The sequence below is a fragment of the Bradyrhizobium sp. 155 genome (genome assembly GCF_023101105.1).
GTDB lineage: Bacteria > Pseudomonadota > Alphaproteobacteria > Rhizobiales > Xanthobacteraceae > Bradyrhizobium > Bradyrhizobium canariense_D.
Window position 1 is genome coordinate 281,483 of record NZ_CP064704.1, and the last position, 18,686, is coordinate 300,168.

The 18,686-nt window shown below is 64.3% G+C and carries 16 protein-coding genes; 7 read left to right on the forward strand and 9 right to left on the reverse strand.

Features of this window, described 5'->3' with window-relative positions; translation table 11 throughout:
* Window positions 1-56 precede the first annotated feature (56 nt).
* The 4 genes from IVA93_RS01340 to IVA93_RS01355 form a co-directional block, all read right to left on the reverse strand.
* Window positions 57-3,206 (reverse strand): efflux RND transporter permease subunit, encoded by a 3,150-nt coding sequence (locus IVA93_RS01340; protein WP_018456596.1) that lies wholly within the window; start codon window positions 3,204-3,206, stop codon window positions 57-59.
* Window positions 3,206-4,135, reverse strand: coding sequence for an RND family efflux transporter (locus tag IVA93_RS01345; RefSeq protein ID WP_018456595.1), 930 nt, complete (start codon window positions 4,133-4,135; stop codon window positions 3,206-3,208). Before IVA93_RS01345 ends, IVA93_RS01340 begins: the two co-directional genes overlap by 1 nt.
* Window positions 4,136-4,293: 158 nt before the next feature.
* On the reverse strand, window positions 4,294-4,965 hold the full coding sequence (locus IVA93_RS01350; RefSeq protein WP_026233202.1) for an OmpA family protein: 672 nt from the start codon (window positions 4,963-4,965) through the stop codon (window positions 4,294-4,296).
* 145 nt (window positions 4,966-5,110) lie between these two features.
* A complete protein-coding gene (locus IVA93_RS01355) occupies window positions 5,111-6,622 on the reverse strand; it encodes a caspase family protein (RefSeq protein WP_018456593.1) in 1,512 nt (503 codons plus the stop codon).
* A gap of 382 nt (window positions 6,623-7,004) precedes the next feature.
* Here IVA93_RS01355 and IVA93_RS01360 point away from each other — a divergent pair, with 382 nt between their 5' ends.
* A complete protein-coding gene (locus tag IVA93_RS01360) occupies window positions 7,005-7,811 on the forward strand; it encodes an N-acyl homoserine lactonase family protein (RefSeq protein WP_018456592.1) in 807 nt (268 codons plus the stop codon).
* On the opposite strand, the gene IVA93_RS01365 is transcribed toward IVA93_RS01360, so the two are convergent.
* The gene (locus IVA93_RS01365) at window positions 7,812-8,354 is read right to left on the reverse strand and encodes a MarR family winged helix-turn-helix transcriptional regulator (RefSeq protein WP_018456591.1); all 543 of its coding nucleotides are present in this window, start codon (window positions 8,352-8,354) and stop codon (window positions 7,812-7,814) included.
* Window positions 8,355-8,463: 109 nt separating this feature from the next.
* Between IVA93_RS01365 and IVA93_RS01370 the strand changes: the two genes are divergently transcribed.
* From IVA93_RS01370 to fahA, 5 genes are all read left to right on the forward strand, one after another.
* Window positions 8,464-10,104, forward strand: a complete 1,641-nt coding sequence (locus tag IVA93_RS01370) for an FAD-dependent oxidoreductase (protein ID WP_018456590.1) — start codon at window positions 8,464-8,466, stop codon at window positions 10,102-10,104.
* A 13-nt stretch (window positions 10,105-10,117) separates the two neighbouring features.
* Window positions 10,118-10,342, forward strand: a complete 225-nt coding sequence (locus IVA93_RS01375) for a DUF2783 domain-containing protein (RefSeq protein ID WP_018456589.1) — start codon at window positions 10,118-10,120, stop codon at window positions 10,340-10,342.
* Window positions 10,343-10,367: 25 nt separating this feature from the next.
* A complete protein-coding gene (locus IVA93_RS01380; RefSeq protein WP_018456588.1) occupies window positions 10,368-11,330 on the forward strand; it encodes an MBL fold metallo-hydrolase in 963 nt (320 codons plus the stop codon).
* On the forward strand, window positions 11,327-12,673 hold the full coding sequence (hmgA, locus tag IVA93_RS01385; RefSeq protein WP_018456587.1) for a homogentisate 1,2-dioxygenase: 1,347 nt from the start codon (window positions 11,327-11,329) through the stop codon (window positions 12,671-12,673). The genes IVA93_RS01380 and hmgA overlap by 4 nt, the downstream gene beginning before the upstream one ends.
* Before the next feature lie 174 nt (window positions 12,674-12,847).
* Complete coding sequence (fahA, locus tag IVA93_RS01390; protein WP_026233201.1) at window positions 12,848-14,119, forward strand: fumarylacetoacetase; 1,272 nt, start codon at window positions 12,848-12,850, stop codon at window positions 14,117-14,119.
* A 133-nt stretch (window positions 14,120-14,252) separates the two neighbouring features.
* On the opposite strand, the gene IVA93_RS01395 is transcribed toward fahA, so the two are convergent.
* Together IVA93_RS01395 and IVA93_RS01400 are read right to left on the reverse strand one after the other, a co-directional pair.
* Window positions 14,253-14,564 carry a DUF1272 domain-containing protein gene (locus tag IVA93_RS01395; protein WP_018456585.1) on the reverse strand — a complete coding sequence of 104 codons (312 nt, stop codon included), beginning with the start codon at window positions 14,562-14,564 and terminating at the stop codon, window positions 14,253-14,255.
* Between the two features lie 74 nt (window positions 14,565-14,638).
* A complete protein-coding gene (locus IVA93_RS01400; protein WP_018456584.1) occupies window positions 14,639-15,118 on the reverse strand; it encodes an Lrp/AsnC family transcriptional regulator in 480 nt (159 codons plus the stop codon).
* Between the two features lie 121 nt (window positions 15,119-15,239).
* Between IVA93_RS01400 and hppD the strand changes: the two genes are divergently transcribed.
* Window positions 15,240-16,355 (forward strand): 4-hydroxyphenylpyruvate dioxygenase, encoded by a 1,116-nt coding sequence (gene hppD, locus IVA93_RS01405; protein ID WP_018456583.1) that lies wholly within the window; start codon window positions 15,240-15,242, stop codon window positions 16,353-16,355.
* A 205-nt stretch (window positions 16,356-16,560) separates the two neighbouring features.
* On the opposite strand, the gene IVA93_RS01410 is transcribed toward hppD, so the two are convergent.
* Together IVA93_RS01410 and IVA93_RS01415 are read right to left on the reverse strand one after the other, a co-directional pair.
* Window positions 16,561-17,673 (reverse strand): CaiB/BaiF CoA transferase family protein, encoded by a 1,113-nt coding sequence (locus tag IVA93_RS01410; protein ID WP_026233200.1) that lies wholly within the window; start codon window positions 17,671-17,673, stop codon window positions 16,561-16,563.
* A 209-nt stretch (window positions 17,674-17,882) separates the two neighbouring features.
* Entirely contained in the window at window positions 17,883-18,683 is an 801-nt protein-coding gene (locus IVA93_RS01415; protein WP_018456581.1) for an FAD binding domain-containing protein, read from the reverse strand.
* Window positions 18,684-18,686: the final 3 nt, after the last annotated feature.

Consider the following 18,686-nt stretch of genomic DNA (forward strand, 5'->3'; position numbering starts at 1 on the left):
CGGGTTCTCGGATGGCGCTCGCTGAACTGCCTCGTGTGCTTGACGCTGGTGCACATCTACTCCGCCGCAGGGTGCACGATGTTCTTCGGCCGCGGCCTCGCTTCGGCCGGCGCAGCTCCGTGATGACTTGCGCCCTCCGCATCTTCGCTGTGCACGACCAGCCGCTTGGCGAAGCGCCAGATCAGGGCGCCGAGATCGTCCATCACCATGAACATCGCGGGCACGAACACCAGCGACAGGATGGTCGAGAAGATCAGGCCACCGATCACCGCGAGCGCCATCGGCGAGCGGAACTCGCCGCCCGCGCCGACCGCGAGCGCGCTGGGCATCATGCCCGCGGCCATCGCGATCGTGGTCATCACGATCGGGCGAGCGCGTTTCATGCCTGCGTCGATCATGGCTTCTTCGCGCGGTGTGCCGGCGTGAATGGATTCGATGGCGAATTCCACCAGCATGATCGCGTTCTTGGTGACGATACCCATCAGCATCAGGATGCCGATCCACACCGGTGTCGTGAGCTGCTTGCCGGTGATCAGCAGGGCCGCGATCGCGCCGCCGATCGAGAGCGGCAGCGAGAACAGAATGGTGATCGGCTGCAGGAAGGTGCCGAACAGCAGCACCAGAACGGCGTAGACCATCATCAGGCCCGCCGTGATCGCGGTGGCAAAGCCTTCGGACAGTTCGTTCAGGCTTTCGGCGTCGCCGGAGGGGGAGACCTTCACGCCCTTCGGTCGGCTCTTCATGACCGGCAGATCGTAGATCTTCTTGGTGGCGTCGCCGAGCGCGGCGGAGCCGACGAGATCGGCCGCGACGGTCGCCTGTCGCTCGCGATCGTAACGGTTGATGCTGGTCGGACCCTGGTCGAGCTTGACGTCGGCGATGACGGACAGCGGCACGCCGCCCTTCTCGCCGTGCTCGCCGAGCGGCACGCGCAACTGTTCGAGCGTCTTCAGATTGCCGCGCGCGGCATCCTCGAGCTGCACTCGGATCGGCACCAGACGGTCGCCAACGTCGAACTTGGCAAGCGCGGGGCCGACGTCGCCGATGGTGGCGACGCGGATGGTCTGCGATAGGCTTTCGGTCGAGACGCCGAGCCGTGCGGCGAGATCGGCGCGCGGTTCGACGCGCAGCTCGGGCCGCTCCAGCGTGGTTTCCGAGATCACGTTGGAGATGGTGGGAATCCGCTTCATCTGCGTCGCGAGTTCGCTGGCGACGTTGTTGACGATGTTGGCGTCTGCGCCGGTCACGACCAGCGAGATGGCGCGCAGGCCGTTCTCGTCGAGGAACCAGAAGCGGATGTCTGGAATGTTCTCCAGCTCCTGGCTGATCGAGAATTCGAGCTCGCGCTGGGTGATGTCGCGGCTGTCCTTGGGCGTGTAATTGATGATCAAGGCGGCGCGCCGGACTTCCTGGGTCCCCGGTGGAACGCGGCCGCCGTCGACGAAGATGCTCTTCACCTCGGGCCGCTTGCGCAGGCGCGCCACGATGTCTTCGGTGACTTTTTCGGTGTAGGCGAGCTGCGTGCCCGGCGGCAGCTCGAGCGCAACCAACGAGCGCGAGCTGTCCTGCGCCGGCAGGAAACCCTGCGGCAGCAGCGTAATGCTCCAGATCGAGGCGGCGAAGACGCCGAAGCCGACCAGCACCGTAATGAAATAGTGCTTCACCGACCAGGCCACGAGCCTGTGATAGGACCGCAGCACGCGGCCGGGCGGCGGCTCTTGGTGATTGCTATGTTTGAGGAAGTAGGCGGCGAGCACCGGCGTGACGAAGCGCGCCGCGAGCAGCGAGAAGAACACCTGTACCGAGACGGTGATGCCGAACTGCTTGAAGAACTGTCCGGCGATGCCCGACATGAAGCTCGCGGGCGCGAAGATTGCGATGATCGTCAGCGAGATCGCGATCACCGCGAGGCCGATCTCGTCGGCGGCTTCCAGGGCGGCACGATAGGGCGACTTGCCCATGTTCATGTGCCTGACGATGTTCTCGATCTCGACGATGGCGTCGTCGACCAGAATACCCGTCGACAGCGTGATGGCGAGGAAGCTGACGAGGTTGAGCGAGAAGCCGAGCAGGTCCATCGCCCAGAATGCCGGGAAGATCGACAACGGCAGCGAGATCGCGGCGATGATGGTGGCGCGCAGGTCGCGCAGGAACAACAGCACGATGACGACGGCGAGGATGGCGCCTTCGAACAGGGTCGAGATCGCCGCGTGGTAATTGCCATTGGTATATTCGACCGAGGTGTCGATCACCTTCAGGTCGACGTCGGGATAAGTGGCCTTGAGCGTGTCGATGCGCTTCTGCACGGCCTCGGCGACCTTCACGTCGCTGGCACCCTTGGAGCGCTTGATGCCGAGCGCGACGATCGGCTCGCCGTTGAAGCGGGCGAAGGTACGGCGGTCTGCGATGGTGTCGGTGACGGTGCCGAGATCGTCGAGCCGGACCTCGCCGCCGCCGAACAGCGGAATCATGGTGCCGGCGAGATCGCTCAGCGTCTTGGCGCCGGCGAGGGTGCGGATCGCCTGGTCGTTCTTGCCGATCTCGGCGCGGCCGCCGGCGACGTCGACATTGGTGCCGCGCAGGCTCTGGCTGACGTTGACGGCCGTCAGCCCCATCGACTGCAGGCGGTCGGGATCGAGCGAGACCAGGATCTCGCGCTCGACACCGCCGATGCGCTCGACCTGGGCGACGCCGCGCACGCCTTGCAGCGCGCGCTTGACCACGTCGTCGACGAAATAGGAGAGCTGCTCCGGCGTCTTGCCGGGCGAGATCGCGGCATAGGTGACGATCGGCAGGCCGATGACATCGACGCGCTGGATCAGCGGCTCGGTGACGTTCTGCGGCAGGTTCGAGCGCACGCGCGTCACCGCGTCCTTGACGTCGTTGAGCGCGCGGTCGGTGTTGGTTTCCAGCGCGAACTGGATTGTCGTCACCGACAGGCCGTCGGTGATCTGCGAGGTGATGTGCCTGACCCCTTCGACACCGGAGACGGCGTCTTCAACCGTCTTGGTGACCTGGGATTCGAGCTCGGCGGGTGCCGCGCCGAACTGCGATACCGCGACCGAGATCACGGGAATGTCGGCCGAGGGTAGCCGCGTCACCGCGAGCTTGGTGAAGGACACCCAGCCGAGGATCAGGAGGATGATGGAAAATACGACCGACGGCAGCGGATTGCGGATCGACCATGCCGAGATATTGAGAGCCATCAGCGTACCCGCGTGCGATCGAGTTCATCAGCGAACATGGTCTTGATCTGGTCGCCGTCATGCAGCGAAGAGCCGGCGTCGGCGACGACGATCTCGCCGACATTGAGGCCTTCCAGGATTTCCGTCGCGCTGTCCGAAGACAGCCCGACCCGTACCTTGCGCGTCTCGACAATGTTGCTCTTGACGACCTGCACGGTGAGATGGTCGATCGCGGTCTTGGGAACCGCGACGCCGCAGCTTCGCTTGGCGTCGATCGAGGCGCGGGCGAACACGCCGACTTTCAGCGAGGGATTGTTGGTGACGCTGATGCGCACGCGGCCGAGCTGGGTGGCGCGATCGATTTCGGGCGCGACTAGCCTGACCCGCCCGATCAAATCGGGCGCGTCGTCGCGGCTGATGCGCACGGTCGCGCCGGAGCTGAGCTTGGCCATGTGCACCGCGGGCACCTGCGCGTCCAGTTCGATCTCGTTGTTGACGGCGATACGGAACATCGGGCCGGCCTGCGGCGAGGCCGGCGCGCCGACGATGGTGCGGACCTCGGTGACGAGGCCCGGCGCAGAGGCCTTCAGCGAGACCGGACCTTGCGGGCCGGGCCGCGGCGGCTGGCCCGGAATCTGGGGCGGTGCGGTCAGGCGCGCCAGCTCCTGATTGTCGGTGACGAGGGTGCCTTCGGTGACGAAGAGGTCGGTGACCCTGGATCCCTCCTGGTCGGCGACGACCACGGCTTCGCGGCGCGGCACGAAGAAGCCGGTCACCCGGACCAGGTCGGAGAAGCAGGCATTGGTCGACTTGGTCACGATGACCAGCGCCTCGCTCGGCGTTTCCTTGGGCTCGGCGCGGTGCCGGTGCTCGAACAGATAATAGCCGACGCCGAGCGCGACGACGAAGATCACCGTTCCGGCTGGCTTGAGATATTGGGAGAGGTTCATTGCCGGATCGTCCTGGCCTGGCTCACGGCCATCCGCGCGCGGCCCATGGAGAGCGTTTCCCTGAAATAAAGCAGCGTCCCGCAAGGCTGCGGGACGCGCGCTGGGAGCGAGACTTTACACCACATCACGACTTGTCACTTCAAAGGATTACGTCGTGGTCACTTCGATGCGGTAGTCTTGTTTTCCATGTTGACGACCTGCACGCGACGATTGACTTCCGCCATCGGCTGGGCCGGGTCCTTCAGCTTGCTCTTGCCGTAGCCGACCGTGACGAGGTCGGTCGCGGAGATGCTGTATTTGTCGACCAAATAGCGCTTGATCGAATCCGCGCGGCGCTCCGACAGATCCTGATTATAGCTCTCGCTTCCGGCGGCGTCAGTATGGCCGGCGACCACGAAGGTCGAGCCTTTCAGGTCGGGGCTGGTCAGCGCGCGGCCGAGCGCCTGGACCGAGGCAAGCGATTTGGCGCTGATATTGGCCGAGTTGTAGTCGAACGTGATTTCCAGATCGATGTTCGGCTTGTCCTTGGCCGCCGACGCGATTTCTTCACGCTCGGTCGACGACAGCGACCGTGTCGAGCGGCCGCGCACGGACTGGATCAGCTTGGTCTCCGTGGCACTCGGTGCGGGATCGGCCTGCGGAGCGATCGAGAGGCCGCGGGTCAGCGGCTTCTTCGGCGGCGGCGCCAGCGCGCGGACGATCTCGTCCTCGGTGACGTTCTTGCTGTTGCCGTCGTCGGCTGCGAATGCCAGCGGGATCGTCAGCGACAGCGCGGCGCCGACGGTGATGATGGACAGGATTGCGGTAAGTCCCTTTGCAGCCAATCTCATAGCCAGTCCCTCCTGCGCAGCCAGCTGGTGCGGTTCGAAAATCCTGCAATAAGCCTCCCGAAAGGACGGCCTGCGGCATCCGTTCGATTAGTCTTCGCCGGGCCGTCGCGGGTTCGAGGCACATCGGCCCCGATTCAAAAAAATATCAACGCACTCCGTAGCTTGCGAATTCCTGAACAATGTTCGGGTCCATCGCCTTGGCATTGGCGATGTCGAGCGCGCCCTCTTGGGCCGAGCCGTTGCGCTGCTTGGCGATCCCGCGTCCGAACAGCGAGGAGGTCAAGCGCGGATTGATCCTCAGGGCGGCCTCGAAATCGGCGATGGCGTTCTTGACCGCCCCCGATTTCAGATTGACGAGCCCCCGGCTGTCCAGCGCGTCGACGAAGTTCGGTCGCAGCCGCAGGGCCTCGTTGCAATCCTTCAGCGCGCCCTGGAGGTCGCCGACCACGGTGCGGGTCCAGCAGCGATTGTTCAGCGCCTCGACGTCCTTCGGGTTGATCCGGAGCGTCTCGTCAAAATCCTTGATGGCCAGGCTGTAGGCGCCCTTGCTGGCATAGACCTGACCGCGCCGGTAAAGCGCGTTCACGTCATCCGGATTGGCCGCGATCTTGGCGGTCAGCCCCTTGATGGTGGGGTCCTCGGCCAGGGCGGCCGCACTCGGCCCGCTCTCCATGGTCGGAGCGGTGGCGGGATCGGCCGGAATCACAGGCGGAGGCGGCGGCGGTGCCGGCGGCAAGGCAGCCTCGACCTGCGGCTTCGGTGACGGAGCGGGCGCAGCCACCGTCTCGGCCGGTTTCGGCGGCGGAGGCGGTGAAGGTGCGGGTGGAGTCGGCGGCGGGTTGTTGGCGACGACCGGCGGCGGGGGAGGCGCAGGTGGCGGCGTGGTGGTCGGGCGCGACCCGCCGGCCCCTGGAATGAAGGAGAAATCCTCGGCCAGCGACGAGGATATCCACGGCACCTGCTCGCCCCGGGAGGCGCGGGTGACGCCCATCTTGGTGCGGTTCAGCGTCTCCTCGGCCATCAGGTCGGGGACGCGGATTTCCTTGAGGAGTTCCTGGACGAACAGGCTGTGCTCGCCGCCGGCGTCCGAGACCACCGAGGCCAGTGCCGCCGAATACATCACCAGCGTGCCGTTCGGCGCGATGACGGGCGTGAGGCCGGCCGAGAAGCTGCGGAACCGGCGCTCGAACGGGTTGCGCCTGGAGGCATCGACCAGCGCGATCTTGACGCCGGCGCCGCGGGTGTTGAGCTCGCCGAGCACGGTTTCGAGGCTGATGCCGTCGCGCCGCACGTCGGATTCGGTCCAGATCTGCGCATCGATCGGCAGCAAATAGCTCTGCCGCGCGGACTGGATGCCGAAGCCGCTGAAGAACACCAGTGCCACCGACCCCGGCTTGATCTTGCCGTAGAGCTTGTCGAAGGCGCGGCGCATGCCGTCGCCGGTCAGGTTCTCACCGATCTCGACGGAAAAGCCGTCGCGCTTGAGCTCGTCGGCGACGTCGCGCGCGTCGTTGAGCGGTTCCTTCAGGGGAGCGTCGGCGTCCGGATATTTGGCATTGCCGATGACCAGCGCAAAGCGATCGCCGGCCGCAAGTGACGGAGCGGTCGGGATGAGCGACACGAGCAAGGATAGAACGAAAAGCAGGCGAATTTTCATAATTAGCGCGATCCAGCCAAAAAGGCGCCGTTTCCAGCTTGCGCCGCGGCGACCTTAACTTACGCAATGTGCATTATCAAACCGGGGGAGGGGGGCGTCAACCGCTTGCGGATTCGGCGCTATCGCGACAATTGACCGCGACGCATGGGCATGTTGCGGGGGAATAAACGGGCGGTCATGATTGCACGCGATGCATTCTGGTTGTCATGCTGGTTGTCATTGCGGCTGCAAATTAGGGCAGCCATGGCGACAACAATGTGATTGGTCTCACATTGCGGACGGGCCTCCTTCAACCTGCGGTGTTTGACCTTTGCGGTGGACGATGGCTTGGTGCGGTCGATCGCCCCTGAAGGTGCATCCACAAAAAGAGCAAGATCAAACTATGGGAAACGCCTCCGAAATCTACGCACTGCGCTACGCGACGATGTCGCCGCGCACGCCCCACATGAACTTCCTCGCGCCCGACCCGCATGACAGCGCGGCGCAGGATCTCGACTATTTCGTCTGGCTGATCCGCGGCAACGGCCGCGACATCCTGGTCGATACCGGCTTCAATGCCGAGGAAGCGTCCGCGCGGGCGCGCAAGCTGACGCTCAATCCGGTCGACGCGCTGGAGCGCTTTGGTGTCGCGGCAGCGAGCATTCGCGACATCATCGTGACGCATCTGCATTACGACCATGCCGGCAATCTCGACCGCTTCCCGAACGCCCGCTTCCATCTCCAGGAGCGCGAGATGGCCTACGCGACGGGGCGCTGCATGTGCAACGGACTGCTGCGACATCCGTTCTCGGTCGAGCACGTCACCCAGATGGTCCGCCATGTCTATGGCGAGCGCGTCAATTTCTATTCCGGCGACGGCGAGGTCGCGCCCGGCGTCACCTTGCACCGCGTCGGCGGCCATTCCGACGGCTTGCAGGTGGTCAGAGTCGAGACCGCGCGCGGACCGGTGGTGCTGGCGTCCGATGCCGCGCATTATTACGCCAATCTCCAGCGCAGAAGCCCATTCCCGATCGTCTACAATGTCGGCGACATGGCGGTTGGCTGGGAGACCATCGAGCGCCTCGCCGGCCATCCTGACCGGTTCATTCCCGGCCATGATCCGATCGTGACGGAGATCTATCCGCGCGCCAGCGACAAGGTCGATGTCTGGGCGCTGCATTTGCCGCCGTCGCGATCATTTGCGAAGTGATCAATACGCCTGCTTGGCGTCGGCCTCTTCGCTGGTCTGGATCAAATCGAGGCTCTGTTCGATCTTGCCGAGCAGCGTCGATAGCTGTTTGCGCTCCTGCGCGGTGAGGCAGGCGAGGATCTCGTCTTCCCGCCGCAGCAATTGCGGAAACAGCTCCTCGTAGAGCGTGCGGCCTTTCCTGGTCAGTCGCAGACGGAATTCGCGGCGGTCGGCTTCGTTCTCGACGCGCTCGATCAAACCCTGATGCAGCAACATGGTCACCGCGCGGCTGATCGTGGATTTGTGCGTGCGGGTGCATTGCGCGACGTACTGCGCGCTGCAGGCATCGTTGCGGAAGCCGAGCGTCGCGATCACGCGCCAGGCGGGGATGTCGAGGCCGTGACGCTCCTGATATTCGACGGCGAGTGCGGAACTCACCTCCGCGGCGAGCCGGTTGAGGCGGAACGGCACGAACCTGAACAGGTCGAGCCGTGTTTTTGGCCGCGGTGAAGCCTCATCGGCCTCGCGTGTCTTCAGCGCGATGTCGCTGGATGTCCTCGCCAAGGAGAGCGCTCCGAATTCCAGTTGACGGCCGGCCGGCTCCGGTCCAAAATAGTTGCGCGTGAGACTATTAGCAGATCAGGCCTCTCCTGACCAGAGCCGAGGTTAGCGCATGGCGAAGGCCAATACGCATCAGGCCAAAACCCAGTTCGGCTATCGCCGCCACCCCGATCAGGATCGTCCCGGCCAGAGCTCGGCCGAGCATCCCGTGGTGATCGTGGGCGCTGGCCCGGTCGGGCTGTCGCTTGCGATCGACCTTGCCCAACGCGGCCAGCGCGTCGTTCTTCTGGATGACGCCGACCGCATCGGAGAGGGCTCCCGCGCGATCTGCTTCTCGAAACGCTCGCTGGAATATTGGGACCGGCTCGGCGTCGGCGACCGCATGGTCGACAAGGGCGTGGTCTGGAGCGTCGGCCGCATCTTCCACGGCGAGCAGCAGCTCTACCAGTTCAATCTACTGCCGGAGGACGGTCACAAGCGGCCGGCCTTCATCAATCTCCAGCAATATTACGCCGAAGCCTATCTGGTCGACCGCATCAGCGAGCTGCCCGAGATCAATCTGCGCTGGCGCAACAAGGTGACGGCGCTGGAGAGCCGCAACGCTTCCGTCGCGCTGACGATCGAGACGCCGGAGGGCGCCTATCGCCTGCACGCGCAATATGTCGTCGCCTGCGACGGCGCGCGCTCGTCGCTGCGGCGGATGGTGGGCGCCGACTTCGCCGGACAGGTGTTCGAGGACCAGTTCCTGATCGCCGATGTCAAGATGACCGCGGAATTCCCGACCGAGCGCTGGTTCTGGTTCGATCCGCCGTTTCATGCGGGACGTTCGGCGCTGCTGCACCGACAGCCCGACGATGTCTGGCGCATCGACCTTCAGCTCAATCGCTATGCCGACCCCGTCGTCGAGAAGAAGCCCGAGAACGTGCGGCCGCGGATTGCGCGCATGCTCGGCCACGACAAGTTCGAGTTCGAGTGGATCTCGCTTTACAAATTCCAGTGCCGGCGGATGGATCGCTTCGTCCATGGCCGCGTGATCTTTGCAGGCGATTCCGCGCACCAGGTCTCGCCCTTCGGCGCGCGCGGCGCCAATTCGGGACTCGAGGACGCCGAGAATCTCTCCTGGAAGCTCGACCGCGTGCTGCGCGGCGCCTCACCCGCGAGCCTGCTCGAGAGCTATCACGTCGAGCGCAGTCTGGCGGCCGACGAGAACATCCGCGAATCCACCCGCTCGACCGATTTCATGGCGCCGAACTCGCATCAGGAAGCGCGGCTGCGCAAGGCGGTGCTGTCGCTGGCCAAGGAAACGGAATTCGGCAAGCGCATGGTCAATGGCGGGCGGCTCTCGGTGCCGTGCAGCTATGACTCGCCGCTGTCATCGCCGGATGCGGATGCGTGGCGCGGTGGCCCGCTCCCGGGTTGTTCGATGCTCGATGCTCCCGTTACGACGCGCGCGGGCGAGCAAGCCTATTTGACGGATGCATTCCGCAAGGGTGGAACAGACTTCACCTTGCTGTCGTTCGGCAACGGCGCGGCGATCGATGCGCCTGTTGGTGTGAAGGACATCTGCATCGGCGGTGAGGACGGGCTCGCAGATCCGGCAGGGCTCACTGCAAAGCGCTATGATGCGGAACCAGGCTCAGCCTACCTATTAAGGCCGGACGGTTACGTTGCGGCGCGCTTCCGCCACCCCACGCGCGCTGGCGTCGCGGCAGCGCTGTCACGGGCGCAGGGCTTGAATCAAGAATTTGCTTGAATTGAGGATTCGCATGCCGCTCTCCACCAGCTCCAACTTCGCGCGACCCGACGACGCCTTTCGCGCCATTGTGGAGGCGCATCGTGGCTTCACCGACGAGCAGAGCGCGGACTTCGACGCGGCGCTGGTGCTGATCCTCGCCAACCATATCGGCGATATCGTCGTGCTGCGGGAGGCGATTCTCCTCGCCAAGCGGCGCATGATCGACGGCCAGCAGCAGCAACAGCAACAACAATAGCCCCAAAGACTTGAAGGATGAATTGATGGCGAAGAACTTCGCATCCACCGGCGACCTCTCCGAGAAGAAGATCACCTTCTCCGAGATTGGCACCGATCTCTACGCCTTCACCGCGGAGGGCGATCCGAACACCGCGATCATCGTCGGCGACGACGGCTGCCTGGTGTTCGACGCGCAATCGACGCCGGCGATGGCCAACAAGGTGATCGAGCGCGTCCGTGCCGTCACCGACAAACCGATCAAATATGTCGTGCTGTCGCATTATCACGCCGTGCGCGTGCTCGGCGCCTCCGCCTACAAGGCGCAGGGCATCGTCGCCTCGCAGGAGACCTATCGCCTCATCGAGGAGCGTGGCCAGCAGGATTGGGATTCCGAGTACGGCCGCTTCCCGCGCCTGTTTCAGGACGCATCGAGCATACCCGGCCTGACCTGGCCGACGCTGACCTTCGAAGGCGAGATGTCGATCTATCTCGGCAAGCGCGAGGTACGCCTGATGCAGCTTGGCGCCGGCCATACCTCGGGCGACATCGTCGCCTGGGTGCCGGATGCCGAGGTGATGTTCTCCGGTGACCTGATCGAATACCACTCGGCCTGCTATTGTGGCGACGCACACCTGCGCGAATGGCCGCTGACGCTGAACGAGATCCGCAACTTCAATCCCAAGGCGATCGCGCCGGGCCGCGGCGATGCGTTGAAGGGTGTCGCCACGGTGCGCGAAGCCATCGCGATGACGCGCGACTTCGTCACCTCGCTCTACGGCGCCGCCGAAATCTCGGTCGCCAAGGGCCGCACGCTGAAGGAATCGATGGCCGCGACGCGCGAGGTCATGGATCCGAAATTTTCGAGCTTCGCCATCTACGAGCACTGTCTGCCGTTCAACGTATCTCGCGCCTATGACGAGGCGTCGGGGATCGACGACCCCGTGATCTGGACCGACAAGCGCGACCAGGAGATGTGGGCCGCCCTGCAAGGAGGAGGATCATCATGAACATCAACACCTCGCCCGATCAGATCATTCGCAGCACGGCCCAGGTCACGCCGGGCTACATGTCCGGCTTCGGCAACAGTTTCGAGACCGAAGCGCTGCCGGGCGCGCTGCCGATCGGACGCAACTCGCCGCAGCGCTGTGCCTACGGCCTCTATGCCGAGCAGCTCTCCGGCTCGCCCTTCACGGCGCCGCGCGGCAGCAACGAGCGCTCATGGCTCTATCGCATTCGCCCGTCGGTGAAACACTCGGGTCGTTTCGAGAAGGTCGACGGCGGCCTGTGGCGTTCGGCACCGTGCCACGAAAACGACCTGCCGATCGCGCAATTGCGCTGGGATCCGGCGCCGATCCCGAAGGAGGACATGACCTTCCTTCAGGGCGTGCAGACCATGACCACCGCCGGTGACGTCAACACCCAGGCCGGCATGGCCGCCCACGTCTATCTCATCACCAAATCGATGGTGGACCAGCACTTCTACAATGCCGACGGCGAGCTGATGTTCGTGCTGCAGCAGGGCAATCTTCGCATCGTCACGGAGTTCGGCCGCATCGACGCCGAGCCCGGCGAGATCGTGGTGATCCCGCGCGGCGTCAAGTTCCGGGTGGAGATTCCGAGCGGACCGGCGCGTGGCTATCTCTGCGAAAACTACGGCGGCGCCTTCACGCTGCCGGAGCGCGGACCGATCGGCGCCAACTGCCTCGCCAATGCCCGCGACTTCCTGACGCCGGTCGCGCACTACGAGGACAAGGACACACCGACCGAGCTTTACGTGAAATGGGGCGGATCGTTGTTCAGGACGCAGTTGCCCCACTCGCCGATCGACGTCGTCGCCTGGCACGGCAATTATGCGCCGTATAAATATGATCTGCGCACCTTCTCGCCGGTCGGCGCGATCGGCTTCGATCATCCCGATCCCTCGATCTTCACCGTGCTGACCTCGCCGTCGGAGACCGCGGGCACGGCGAATATCGACTTCGTGATCTTCCCCGAGCGCTGGATGGTCGCCGACAACACCTTCCGCCCGCCGTGGTATCACATGAACATCATGAGCGAGTTCATGGGCCTGATCTACGGCGTGTACGACGCCAAGCCGCAAGGTTTTGTGCCGGGCGGCATGAGTTTGCACAATTGCATGCTGCCGCACGGCCCCGATCGCGATGCCTTCGAGCACGCCAGCAACGGCGAGCTGAAGCCGGTCAAGCTGACCGGCACCATGGCCTTCATGTTCGAGACCCGCTACGCGCAGCGCGTCACCGCGCACGCCGCGAATTCCGCGACGTTGCAGCATGACTACGCGGATTGCTGGAAGGGCCTCGCGAAGCGGTTCGATCCGAGCAAGCCGTAAGCTTCTTACCCTCTCCCCTTGTGGGAGAGGGTGGCTCGCCGCATAGCGGCGAGACGGGTGAGGGGTTCTATCCGCGCGTGAACCTCTCCTTCGGACTCGCGGACAGATACCCCTCATCCGGCGCTTCGCGCCACCTTCTCCCACAAGGGGAGAAGGGAAAGACCGAGCCAAGTGATGCCCCATCCCAACGACCCCAGCCTCCGCTCCTTCATCGGCGTCGATCCCGCCTCCGATTTTCCGATCCAGAACCTGCCTTATGGTGTGTTCTCGACCGCGGCCAATCCGACGCCGCGCGTCGGCGTGGCGATCGGCGACTATGTGCTCGATCTCTGGGAGCTTGAGCAGGACTCGCGGCTCGACGTGGGGCCGCTCGGCGTGTTCTCGACGCCGTCGCTCAATGCTTTCATGGCCTTGGGGCCAAAGGTCTGGACGAAGACGCGGGCGCGGATCAGCGAACTCCTGCGCGCCGATCATCCCGAGCTGCGCGACAACGAGGAGTTGCGCAAGCAGGCCTTGGTGCCGATACGCGACGCAAGATTGCATCTGCCGTTTGCGGTCTCCGGCTACACCGATTTCTATTCGTCGAAAGAACACGCCACCAATGTCGGCGTCATGTTCCGTGGCAAGGACAATGCACTGCAGCCGAATTGGCTGCATATGCCGATCGCTTACAACGGCCGTGCCTCGACTGTCGTGGTCTCCGGCACGAAGGTGAAGCGCCCGCGCGGGCAGCTCAAGCCGCCGAATGTGGAGGCGCCGAGCTTCGGACCGTGCAAGCGGCTCGATTTCGAGCTGGAGATGGGCGTGGTGGTCGGCCAGCCGTCGCCAATGGGCGGCATGCTCACGGAGCCGCAAGCCGAGGAGATGATCTTCGGCTTCGTGCTGCTCAACGACTGGAGCGCGCGCGATATCCAGCAATGGGAATATGTGCCGCTCGGGCCGTTCCTCGCCAAGGCGTTCGCGACCTCGATCAGTCCGTGGGTGGTGACGCGCGAGGCGCTGGAGCCATTCCGCCTCAACGGGCCGCAGCAGGAGCCGGTGCCGCTCGACTACCTCAAGCAGGGCAAGCCGCAGAACTACGATCTCGAACTCGACGTCTCCTTGCGCGCCGCCGGAGCCAACGCGCCCGCCGGCATCAGCCGCACCAATTTCAAATACATGTACTGGTCGTCGGTGCAGCAGCTGATGCACCACGCCTCCTCCGGCTGCGCCATGAATGTCGGCGATCTCCTCGGCAGCGGCACCATTTCCGGTCCGGAGAAGAACCAGCGCGGCAGCCTGCTGGAGATCAGCTGGAACGGCACCGAGCCGATCGAATTGCCCGGCGGCGCCAAGCGGTCGTTCCTGGAAGACGGCGACAGCCTCGTCATGCGCGGCTGGTGCCAGGGCGAAGGCTATCGCGTTGGTTTTGGCGAGGTCGAGGGGACGATTTTGCCGGCGGAGTGATTGCTGGGAAGCGATGCGACCTCTATCCACATTCTCCGTCATTGCGAGCGTAGCGAAGCAATCCAGAGTCTTTCCGCAGTGGCAGTCTGGATTGCTTCGTCGCAAGGGCTCCTCGCAATGACATGGTGAGAGTCTACCGCTTCTCCGGCGGCACCTCACGTAACCGCGCGCAATGCGTCGCGACGTCCTCCAGACTGTACTTCAGATGCACCCGCTTGTCCGACGGCGCCTGGTTGGTCGTGCACACGCCCGGTCGCCATTCCTGCGTGGGCCTGATCGGGCGCGGCGCAAAACCGCCGCCGCAGTTCGGGCAGACGTTGGAGAGTTTCGTCTCCACGCAGTCCGCACAGAACGTGCATTCATAGGAACAGATCCGCGCATCGGTTGCGTTCGGGGGCAGATCGCGGTCGCAATATTCGCAGTTCGGTCGAAGCTGGAGGGCCATGGCTCAATCTCCGCAGATTGGCCGGGATCATCGCAGATCGCGCGCGCAGCGCGAATGCCGGATTTCCCTCGATTTCAGCCGGGCTTGATTTCCTTCAGCGGCAGACGCGTGCTTTCCTTCAGCCTGTCGAGCACGATCGAGGAGCGCACATGCGCGACGCTCTGGTGCGGCATCAGCACGTCGTTGACGAGGTTGGAGAGGCCCTTGAGGTCGTGCAGCACGGCCTTGAGCACGTAGTCGGCGTCGCCTGTCAGCGAGTAGGCCTCCTGGATCTCGTCGATGCGGTTGACCAGAGTCCGAAACCGCTTGGAATTGTCCGGCGAGTGGGTCGCCAGCGTCACCTGGATGAAGGCGACCACGCCGAAGCCGAGCGCCTCGCTGGAGAGATCGGCATGATAGCCCGCAATGACCTTCTCCTCTTCCAGCCGCATCCGTCGCCGCGAGCATTGCGAGGCCGAGAGCCCGGCGAGGTCGGCGAGCTCCTGGTTGGTGAGACGGCCGTCGTCCTGGAGCGCGCCCAGGATCTTGAGGTCGAAGGCATCCACCAAAGTCATGCGCGTTTCACCCACTTCATGCACAAACTGTGCATATGTTAATCAAAAGCCGTCTCATTTGCACGCCCCTTGCGCGTCCCATGAAGGATAGTTCCTCTCAGCAGCAATTTGGGAGAACACCATGGGTCCGTTTCCGCACGATGCACCGCCGGCCACGATCAGCGCCGAGAATCCGATGGGCACCGACGGGTTCGAGTTCGTCGAATATGCGCATCCCAATCCGCAAGAGCTGCACGCCTTGTTCAAGCTGATGGGCTATGTGCCCGTCGCGCGGCACAGAACGAAGAAGATCACGGTTTATCGCCAGGGCGACATCAATTACCTCGTCAACGAGGAGCCCGGCACCCAGGGTCACGATTTCGTCGCCGCGCACGGCCCCTGTGCGCCGTCGATGGCGTTTCGCGTCGTCGATGCGAAGAAGGCCTATGACCGCGCGATTTCGCTCGGTGCCGAACCTGCCGATGCGTCCTCCGCGCAGAAGACGCTCGACGTCCCCGCGATCAAGGGCATCGGCGGCAGCCTGCTCTATTTCGCTGATCGCTATGGCGCCAAGGGATCGGCCTATGACAGCGAGTTCGAATGGCTGGGTGCGCGCGATCCGCGTCCTGCCGGCGCCGGCCTGTTCTATCTCGATCACCTCACCCACAACGTCCACCGCGGCCGCATGGACGTGTGGACGGGCTTCTACGAGAAGCTCTTCAATTTCCGCCAGATCCGCTTCTTCGACATCGAGGGCCGCGCCTCGGGCCTGTTCTCGCGCGCGCTGACCAGCCCCGACGGCAAGATCCGGATTCCGATCAACGAGGACGCCGGCGATTCCGGGCAGATCGAGGAATATCTCAATATCTATCGCGGCGAGGGCATCCAGCACATCGCCTGCGGCTGCCGCGACATCTACCGCACCATCGAGGACTTGCGCGAGGCCGGTCTGCCCTTCATGCCAGCGCCGCCCGCGACCTATTTCGAGCGGATCGACGCGCGGTTGCCGAAGCATGGCGAGGACATCGCGCGGCTGCAGAAGAACGGCATCCTGATCGACGGCGAAGGCGTGGTCGACGGCGGCCAGACCAAGGTGCTGCTGCAGATCTTCTCGGCCAACGCGATCGGCCCGATCTTCTTCGAGTTCATCCAGCGCAAGGGCGACGACGGTTTCGGCGAAGGCAATTTCAAGGCGCTGTTCGAATCGATCGAGGAGGACCAGATCCGGCGCGGGGTGCTGAAGGTGGATGCGGCGTAGGCGGCCGTTGTCTGGAACGCGGTGGCATTAAGTGCCGCCGTCGTCCTGGCGAAAGCCAGGACCAATTACCCCAGGGAGCGGTCATTGGGCGAACTGGTAACTCCGAGTCTTCGTCAAACCGCGTTGGTGGCTATGGGTCTTGGCCCCCGTGCGCAATTGCGCACTAGGCCAGGACGACCCGGAGTGTGATGCGACAGCGGAGGACTTAACGCTCCGCCTTCCAGGCTTTGGTCACCGCGCCGATCTCCGCCACTTCCGGCTCGCGCACCGCCGATGGAGTCCGCGAAAAGCGCGGCGCCGGCGCCGGCTGCTTCACGCCGTGGCGCTCGACGAAGACGTTGCGGGCGACCATGTGCGGATGCTCGGTCGCTTCCGACATGGTCAGCACCGGCGCGAAGCAGATGTCGGTGCCTTCCATAATCTTGCACCAGTCCTCGCGCGTCTTGCTCTTGAACACCGTCTTCAGTTTTTCCTTCAGCGCGGGCCAAGCCTTGCGGTCCATCTGCGCATCGAAATCGGGGTCGGTCAGGCCGGCGTGCTCGCGCAGCAGCGCGTAGAATTGCGGCTCGATCGAGCCGATCGAGACGAAATGGCCGCAGGCGCATTCGTAGACGCCGTAGAAATGTGCGCCGCCGTCGAGAAAGTTCTCGTTGCGGCCTTCGGTCCAGCGGCCGAGCGTGGTCATGTCGAAGAAGAACGACATCAGCGATGCCGCGCCGTCGCACATCGCGGCATCGACGACCTGGCCCTTGCCTGACCGCGAGGCCTCCAGCAGCGCCGCGAGCACGCCGACCACGAGATAGAGCGCGCCGCCGCCGAAATCGCCGACCAGGTTGAGCGGCGGCACCGGCGCTTCCTTCGTGCCGATCGCGGCGAGCGCGCCGGTGATGGAGATGTAGTTGATGTCGTGGCCGGCGGCATTGGCGAGCGGGCCTTGCTGGCCCCAGCCGGTCATGCGGCCGTAGACCAGCTTTGGATTGCGCGCGAGCACCACGTCAGGCCCGAGACCGAGCCGCTCCATCACGCCGGGACGGAAACCCTCGACCAGCGCGTCGGCATTCGCAAGCAGATCGAGTACCTCCGCGATCGCCGCCTGGTCCTTGAGGTCGAGCTCGACCACCTTGCGGCCGCGGCCTGCGACCGACTTCATGTTCTTCCTGGCGCCGACCCGATCGAGCGTGACGATTTCGGCGCCCATGTCGGCCAGCATCATGCAGGCAAACGGGCCCGGTCCAATGCCGGCGAATTCAACGATGCGGAAGCCCGACAGCGGGCCGGAGGTGCGGACGGAGGAGTTTTGGGCTGATTGATCGAGCACGTGTTTGTTTCCTCGGATCCAAGGCGCATATTGCCGATGGTCGGCAAGCGCCAAGGCGTTCCTCTGCGGGGCGAGTTAATTGGCCGATTAACTTTTCTCGCCTTCACGCCAGTGAGGCAAGCGGTTTTCATGTCGCGTGGCTAAAATAAAACGGCGCGCACCGAAGTGCGCGCCGTGGAAAATTGCGTCGAGGCGCTAAGGCCCGATGGTCAGCGAGCGGCAGCCACCGCGCGCTGCGCCATCACCTTGATCAGGTTGGCGCGGTACTCCGCCGTGCCGTGGATGTCGGCCAGCAGATTGCTCGCCGAAATGCTCACGCCGTCGATCGCCGACGGTGACCAGTTCGCCTTCAGCGCCGTTTCGATGGCCGGGACCCGCATCACGCCGCTTTGCGAGGCGCCGGTGGCGGCCACCCGAACCTCGCCCGACTTCGTCTGCGCGACGAACACGCCGGTCAGCGCAAAGCGAGACGCAGGATGGCGCATCTTTTCGTAGCCAGCCTTCGCCGGAACCGGGAACGACACGGCGGTGATGAGCTCGCCCTCCTCCAGCGCGGTCGTGAACATGCCCTGGAAAAAGTCATCCGCCGTAATCGACCGCCTGTTGGTCTTCACGGTGGCGCCGAGCGCGAGCAGTGCGGCGGGAAAATCCGCGGCGGGATCGTTGTTGGCGATCGAGCCGCCGATCGTGCCGCGATAGCGCACGGCGGGGTCGCCGAGCACCGAAGTGAGATAGGCAATTGCGGGAATCGCCTTCTTCACGTCGGCATTCTGCATGATGTCGAAATAGGTCGTGCCGGCCTTGATGGTCAGCACGTCGCCCGAGAGCTCGACGCCCTGCAGCTCCTTGATCTTGCCGAGGTCGATGACGTCGGACGGACTGGCGAGGCGTTGCTTCATCACCGGCAGCAGCGTCTGGCCGCCGGCGAGGAACTTGGCTTCGCTGCTCTTGGAGAACAGGCTGACGGCTTCGTCAACCGAGGACGCGCGATGATAAACGGTCTGGTACATCTT

Coding starts and splice junctions, on each gene's coding strand:
- IVA93_RS01340 (WP_018456596.1), bottom strand. CDS start 3,206: ATGGCTCTCAATATCTCGGCATGGTCGATCCGCAATCCGCTGCCGTCG.
- IVA93_RS01345 (WP_018456595.1), bottom strand. CDS start 4,135: ATGAACCTCTCCCAATATCTCAAGCCAGCCGGAACGGTGATCTTCGTC.
- IVA93_RS01350 (WP_026233202.1), bottom strand. CDS start 4,965: ATGAGATTGGCTGCAAAGGGACTTACCGCAATCCTGTCCATCATCACC.
- IVA93_RS01355 (WP_018456593.1), bottom strand. CDS start 6,622: ATGAAAATTCGCCTGCTTTTCGTTCTATCCTTGCTCGTGTCGCTCATC.
- IVA93_RS01360 (WP_018456592.1), top strand. CDS start 7,005: ATGGGAAACGCCTCCGAAATCTACGCACTGCGCTACGCGACGATGTCG.
- IVA93_RS01370 (WP_018456590.1), top strand. CDS start 8,464: ATGGCGAAGGCCAATACGCATCAGGCCAAAACCCAGTTCGGCTATCGC.
- IVA93_RS01375 (WP_018456589.1), top strand. CDS start 10,118: ATGCCGCTCTCCACCAGCTCCAACTTCGCGCGACCCGACGACGCCTTT.
- IVA93_RS01380 (WP_018456588.1), top strand. CDS start 10,368: ATGGCGAAGAACTTCGCATCCACCGGCGACCTCTCCGAGAAGAAGATC.
- hmgA (WP_018456587.1), top strand. CDS start 11,327: ATGAACATCAACACCTCGCCCGATCAGATCATTCGCAGCACGGCCCAG.
- fahA (WP_026233201.1), top strand. CDS start 12,848: ATGCCCCATCCCAACGACCCCAGCCTCCGCTCCTTCATCGGCGTCGAT.
- IVA93_RS01395 (WP_018456585.1), bottom strand. CDS start 14,564: ATGGCCCTCCAGCTTCGACCGAACTGCGAATATTGCGACCGCGATCTG.
- IVA93_RS01400 (WP_018456584.1), bottom strand. CDS start 15,118: ATGACTTTGGTGGATGCCTTCGACCTCAAGATCCTGGGCGCGCTCCAG.
- hppD (WP_018456583.1), top strand. CDS start 15,240: ATGGGTCCGTTTCCGCACGATGCACCGCCGGCCACGATCAGCGCCGAG.
- IVA93_RS01415 (WP_018456581.1), bottom strand. CDS start 18,683: ATGTACCAGACCGTTTATCATCGCGCGTCCTCGGTTGACGAAGCCGTC.